The organism is Streptomyces sp. NPDC006294, assembly GCF_042870895.1.
Classification (GTDB): Bacteria; Actinomycetota; Actinomycetes; order Streptomycetales; family Streptomycetaceae; genus Streptomyces.
In genome coordinates this window covers 85,482-91,614 of the sequence record NZ_JBIAHV010000024.1, presented here as the reverse complement: position 1 = coordinate 91,614, position 6,133 = coordinate 85,482, and the positions used below count along the sequence as shown (strand labels likewise).

Below are 6,133 nucleotides of genomic sequence, written 5' to 3'. Positions count from 1 at the left end.
AGGAACGGACGCTTCCTTTGTACTCACCCTCAGGTCTCCCTGTGGGCTTTCCTCCGGGCGCTTCCCTTCGGTCTTGCGTTTCCGACTCTATCAGATCTTTCCGATCCGATTTCCTCGGTGCTTTCCGGCCTTTCGGCCTTCCGGCGGTTCCGACTCTATCAGACTCTTTCCGGGCCTGGCTCCCAGTCAGCGGGAGTTGTCTTCGCGGCCGTTGGGCCGTTCCGACACCCAAACTCTAGCGGATTTCTCCGGCGACTCATAATCGAGCTTTCGAAATGAATTTCGGCATGCCGAAATTCTTCCCGAGTGGGAGATCGTGCTGAGTTTGGTTGCCGCGTTCGCGGCGGGGATGGCTGTCGAAGAACCGTTCCGGCTCTGTGACAACTCGAAGTACCTTACGGATCGCACGGGGCAGTGTCAACCCGCCCCTTCCGCCCGCCGCTAGTCCAGGTCACTGAGGCGTCCGCCGGCGTCCGGCTGGTCGTGCTCGACACGGCGCAGTACGCGGATGAGGAGTTCTCCGAGGAGTGACCGCTCGTCGCCCGTGAGGTCCTGGAGCAGCTCCTCCTCGAAGTTCGTCGCCATGCGCATCGCCTCGAGCCACTTGGTGCGGCCGTCGTCCGTCAGCTCGACGATCACCCGAACGCGGTTGCTCTCGTCGCGGTCGCGCGTCACCAGGCCCTCGCCGGCCATGCGGTCGATGCGATGGGTCATGGCGGCCGGTGTGAGACCGAGACGCTTGGCGAGCTCGCCGGGGCCCATCCGATAGGGGGCGCCGGAGAGGACCAGGGTCTTGAGGACCTCCCACTCGGTGTTGCTGATCCCGAGGTCGGCGACCTGGCGCCCGTACGCGACGTTCATACGGCGATTGAGCCGGCCGAGAGCCGAGACCACCTTCTCGACCTGCGGATCGAGGTCGCCGAATTCGCGCTGGTAGGCGGCGATCTGCTCGTCGAGGGTCGGCTCCTGCGGGCCGGAGGCCGGGGAGGCCTGGGGGGTCTCGGTAGGCATGCGCCGCAGTATGGCACGCCACTCGTTGGCATCGAAGTCCTTCTCTGTGTACTCTTCAATGTCGAACTTTAGTTTTGAAGTCTTCAGGCTTCAGTCCTCCGGCCCCGTCTCGGTGGCTCGGCGGACCGGCCTCCTTCTGAAGTGGGTGGGTGTGACCAAGGCGAAGGGTGCAGCGATGCGCCGGATCCAGGCAGGCAACGTGCTGAGCGCGTTCGGGCTCGGCTTCACCGTTCCCTATCTCTACGTCTATGTGGCGCAGGTGCGGGAGCTGGGCGCAACGACGGCGGGCGCCGTGCTCGCCGCGTTCGCGATGGCCGCGCTCGTCGCGCTGCCCTTCACCGGTCGGGTCATCGACCGGCGCGGCCCGCTGCCCGTGTTGGTCTGCGCCGCTCTGCTCGCGTCGGCCGGCGCGGTCGGGATGGGCCTCTCCGGCTCCGTCCCGTCCGTCGTTCTCTCCGCGGCAGTGCTCGGCGCCGGTACGGCGATCATGCAGCCGGCGCTGGCCACCATGATCGTCTGGTGCTCGGAGACGGCGACCCGCACCCGCGCCTTCGCCACCCAGTTCTTCCTGCAGAACCTCGGGCTCGGCATCGGCGGCCTGATCGGCGGGCACCTCGTCGACGAGAGCAGGCCGGCGAGCTTCACCCTGCTGTTCGGCATCGAGGCCGCCATGTTCCTGGTGCTCGCCGTGATCGCCCTCACCGTGCGGCTCCCCCACTCCCCCGCGCTGTCCGGCGTCCGGCCTGCGGGCGCCGGGTCAGGAGCCAAGGGAGGGCTGCGGATGCTGCTCGGGCACCGGGCGATGGTGCAGCTGCTGGTCCTGGGCTTCGTCCTCTTCTTCGCCTGCTACGGCCAATTCGAATCGGGCCTCGCCGCGTACGGCACGGAGGCCGCCGGTATCGAGCCGTCGACGCTCGGGACGGCGCTGGCCGCGAACACGGCGGTCATCGTGCTCGCCCAGTTCCTGGTGCTGAAGTTCGTGGAGCACCGCAGCCGCAGCCGCGTCATCGCCTCCGTCGGGCTCATCTGGGCCGTGGCGTGGCTGGCCGCGGGCTACGCGGGCCTCGGGCACGGCAGCCAGGCCATGGCGACGGCCGCGTTCATCTCCACGTACGCGCTCTTCGGCCTCGGTGAGGCGATGCTGTCGCCGACCGTGGCGCCGCTGGTCGCCGACCTGGCGCCGGAGGCGATGGTCGGGCAGTACAACTCCGCCTTCGCCCTGGTCAAGCAGCTGGCGCTGGCGGTCGGCCCGGCCGTGGGCGGGCCGATGGGCGCCGCGCTGCACGGCCCGTACATCGTGACCTTCGTGCTGTTCTCGCTCTCGATCACGGTGCTCGCGCTGCGGCTCGGCAAGCGGCTCAGCCCTGTGCAGGACCGCCCGTCGCTCGCGGCCAGGAGCCGGGTGGTGGCGGTGCACAAGCCCGAGGAAGCCGTCGCCCCGGCCGCCTGAGGCGGGCCTTCACCGGGAAGCCGGCCGGGCGGGTCCGCGGCTCGCCAGGGCCTTGTCCCGCCGGGGCAGGGCGAATTCGCACCAGACCGCCTTACCGCCGCCGGGGGTGCGGCGGCTTCCCCAGGACGAGGCGATCGTCGCGATGATGGAGATCCCGCGGCCCGCCTCGTCCTCCGTCTCCGCGCGGCGCCGGCGCGGCAGATGGTCGTCGCCGTCCGTCACCTCGACGATCAGCCGTCGGTCGGTACGGCGCAGCCGCAGCCGCATGGGCGGGGTGCCGTGCTGGAGGGAGTTGGCGACCAGTTCGCTCACGGCCAGGACGCCGAGGTCGTGCAGCTCGGGGGAGAAACGCCAGGAGGCGAGCACCCCCGAGGCGAAGGCGCGGGCACGCGGCGCGGCCTCGATCCCGCCGAGCAGGTCGAGCGCCGCGTTGTGGAACAGCTCTGCGTCGGCTCCCTGGCGCGTCGGATGCTGGAGTACGAGCACGGCGACGTCGTCGTCGTGCTCCGCGGTCACGCCGAGGGCCCGGATCAGCCGGTCGCACACGACCTGCGGGCTGCCCGTCGCCCCCGCCAGCGCGCGCTCCAGCGCGGCGACCCCTTCGTCGATGTCCTCACCGCGGCGCTCCACCAGGCCGTCCGTGTAGAGGACGGCGGTGGAACCGGGCGGCAGGTCGATCGCCCCGGACGTGTGGAGCCAGCCGCCGGTGCCGAGCGGCGGACCGGTCGGGTCCGCGGCCGTGCGTACCGTGCCGTCCTCGTCGCGGACCAGGATCGGCAGATGGCCTGCGGACGCGTAGACCAGCCTGCCCTCGTTCGGGTCGTGGACCGCGTAGACGCAGGTGGCGATCTGGCTGGCGTCGATCTCGGCGGCGAGCCCGTCCAGCAGCTGGAGGACCTCGTGCGGCGGGAGATCCAGGCGGGCGTACGCCCGTACGGCGGTGCGCAGCTGGCCCATGACGGCGGCGGCGCGCACCCCGCGGCCCATGACGTCGCCGATGACCAGCGCCGTACGCCCCGCGCCGAGCGTGATCACGTCGTACCAGTCGCCGCCGACCGCCGCGTCGATGCCGCCGGGCTGGTAGGTGGCGGCGAACCGCAGGTCGTCGGGCTGCTCCAGCTCCTGTGGCAGCAGCGAACGCTGCAGCGTCACGGCCGTCTCGCGGTGCCGGCGCTCGCTGGCCCGCAGCCGCTCCGCGGCGTCCGCGTGGTCGGTGACGTCCGCGGCGAAGACCAGGACGCCCGCGGTCTCCCCGCTTCCGTCGACCCGCTCCGCGGGCAGACAGGTGACCGTGTACGAACCCTCGACGCGCCGGTCGGCAGCCCCGCTCTGGATCCGGCGGGACTTGACCGTACGGGGCTTGCCGCTGCGCAGCACTTGTTCCATCAGGGGCAGCAGGCCCAGCTCGACGAGCTCGGGGCAGACGTCGGCGGCGGTGGCTCCGGCCGGCCGGGGGCCGAAGGCGGCGGCGTATGCGTCGTTGACGTACGCGACGCGGTGGTCCGGGCCGTAGACGAGCGCGACCAGCGCGGGCAGTCGGCCGAGAATCTCCGGTACGGAGAAGTCCTCCAGCGCGGGAACGTCGTCGGGCGGGGGCTCCGGCTGGCCGTACTCACCGCGTGCCGCGGGCACGGAGCCTTCGGACCGCTTCGCCGGGGAGAGCCCCTGGTCGGTCCCCCGCGCTGCGGCGCGACGCTGCGTACCGGGGAGCCTGGCGCTCCAACGCGTGAAGTTCACTGACTTTCTAGCCTCAATGGGTTGTTCGCGAAGGGTCACTCTGTGCAGGTGTGAGCCCACCTATGGTCACACGTCCAGTGTGGCCGACCGGACTGACAGTCTTCTTTCCGCGAGGTGCCGAACAGCCGTCAAGTCCCCTTGGGGCCGCCGGAGGACCCGTCCGGTGATCCGTCGGCCGACTGCTCCTTCGGTTCGTCCCCGGGGGCTGCGGCCGGTCCGCCCTCGGCGCCGTTCGCCGGTCGTCCGCCGCCCGCCGCGAGCGCGAACTCGGCACGCGGGTGTTCCAGCGACCCGAGGGAGACGATCTCACGCTTGAAGAGGCCGGACAGGGTCCATTCGGCCAACACCCGCGCCTTGCGGTTGAAGGTGGGGACCCGGCTGAGGTGGTAGACGCGGTGCATCAGCCACGCCGGATACCCCTTCAGCTTGCGGCCGTAGACGTGCGCGACGCCCTTGTGCAGACCGAGGGACGCGACCGAGCCGGCGTACTTGTGCGCGTATTCCCGCATCGGCGTGCCGCGCAGCGAGGCGACGACGTTCTCGGCGAGGACCTTGGTCTGGCGCACGGCGTGCTGCGCGTTCGGCGCGCACTCGGCGCCGGGCTTGTCCGACGTCAGGTCGGGGACCGCCGCGGCGTCGCCGGCGGCCCAGGCGTGGTCGACGCCCTCGACGGCGAGCCGGGCGTCGCAGCTGAGCCGGCCGCGCTCGTTGAGAGGCAGGTCGGTGGCGGCGAGCACCGGAGCGGGTTTGACGCCGGCCGTCCATACGAGGGTCCGGGTGGGGAAGCGGGAGCCGTCGCTCAGGACGGCGACGCGGTCCTCGCAGGAGTCGAGCCGGGTGTCGAGACGTACGTCGATGTTGCGGGCGCGCAGCTCACGCACGGCGTAACGGCCCATCTGCTCGCCGACCTCGGGGAGGATGCGGCCCTGCGCCTCGACCAGGATCCACTTCAGGTCCTCGGGCTTGATGTTGTGGTAGTAGCGCGAGGTGTAGCGGGCCATGTCCTCGAGCTCGGCGAGGGCTTCGACACCCGCGTAGCCGCCGCCGACGAAGACGAAGGTGAGGGCGGCGTCGCGGATGGCGGGGTCGCGGGTGGACGAGGCGATGTCCATCTGCTCGATGACGTGGTTGCGCAGGCCGATCGCCTCCTCGACCGTCTTGAAGCCGATGCCGAAGTCGGCGAGGCCGGGGACGGGAAGGGTGCGGGAGATGGACCCGGGCGCGATGACGAGTTCGTCGTAGGTGATCTCGACGGCGCCGGCGCCCTCCTCCTCCGTCGCGAGTGTGGCGACGGTCGCCGTGCGTTTCGCGTGGTCGACTGACTTGGCCTCGCCGATGACGATCATGCATCTGTCGAGGACGCGGCGGAGGGGGACCACCACATGGCGCGGGGAGATGGAGCCGGCCGCGGCCTCGGGGAGGAACGGCTGATACGTCATATAAGGGTCGGGGGTGACCACGGTGATCTCGACGTCGCCGCGCGCGAGCTCGGGCTTCAGCTTCCGCTGGAGGCGCAGCGCGGTGTACATCCCGACGTAACCACCGCCGACGACGAGAATGCGCGTGCGCGGCGGGGTGGCGGGGGTCGTGCCCCGGTTGTTTGCAGCCTTCACCATCCCATGAGGCAACGGCCTCCGGAGTTTGTCCACAGGCCCGGCAAATTGTGTGACCGGAAGGCTGTCGCCGCACTGCCCGCGAACAGGTCCGGGCAAAAAGGAAGCGACGCAGGTCAGGCAGGGCGGATGGACCCAAAGGCGGGGGTGTAATAGGGAGCCTTCCGGCTCTTGCTCCGATCGGGGGGCGCTCCGTGCGGAAGTACCCCCTTCTGAATTGACTCGGGCTCAACTATGTTCGTACCCGGTCGGGGTGTCGGGATACGACATGCCCGGCGGACAGGCGGGGAGGTCTCCGGGGGGAGACGACATGACCGGGGGA

At 70.5% G+C, this 6,133-nt stretch carries 4 protein-coding genes; 1 reads left to right on the top strand and 3 read right to left on the bottom strand.

The genetic code is table 11. The annotated features are described in order from the left end of the window. Positions 1-441: 441 nt before the first annotated feature. Positions 442-1,011, bottom strand: coding sequence for a MarR family transcriptional regulator (locus tag ACFYOP_RS31725; RefSeq protein ID WP_356898569.1), 570 nt, complete (start codon positions 1,009-1,011; stop codon positions 442-444). Positions 1,012-1,162: 151 nt separating this feature from the next. Between ACFYOP_RS31725 and ACFYOP_RS31720 the strand changes: the two genes are divergently transcribed. Beyond that, positions 1,163-2,461 carry an MFS transporter gene (locus ACFYOP_RS31720; protein ID WP_356898568.1) on the top strand — a complete coding sequence of 433 codons (1,299 nt, stop codon included), beginning with the start codon at positions 1,163-1,165 and terminating at the stop codon, positions 2,459-2,461. A gap of 9 nt (positions 2,462-2,470) precedes the next feature. Here the strand turns inward: ACFYOP_RS31720 and ACFYOP_RS31715 are convergent, their stop codons facing one another. Both ACFYOP_RS31715 and ACFYOP_RS31710 read right to left on the bottom strand, forming a co-directional pair. Continuing rightward, a complete protein-coding gene (locus tag ACFYOP_RS31715; protein WP_356898567.1) occupies positions 2,471-4,198 on the bottom strand; it encodes a SpoIIE family protein phosphatase in 1,728 nt (575 codons plus the stop codon). Between the two features lie 128 nt (positions 4,199-4,326). Next, positions 4,327-5,814, bottom strand: coding sequence for an NAD(P)/FAD-dependent oxidoreductase (locus ACFYOP_RS31710; protein WP_356898566.1), 1,488 nt, complete (start codon positions 5,812-5,814; stop codon positions 4,327-4,329). Between the last annotated feature and the right edge of the window lie 319 nt (positions 5,815-6,133).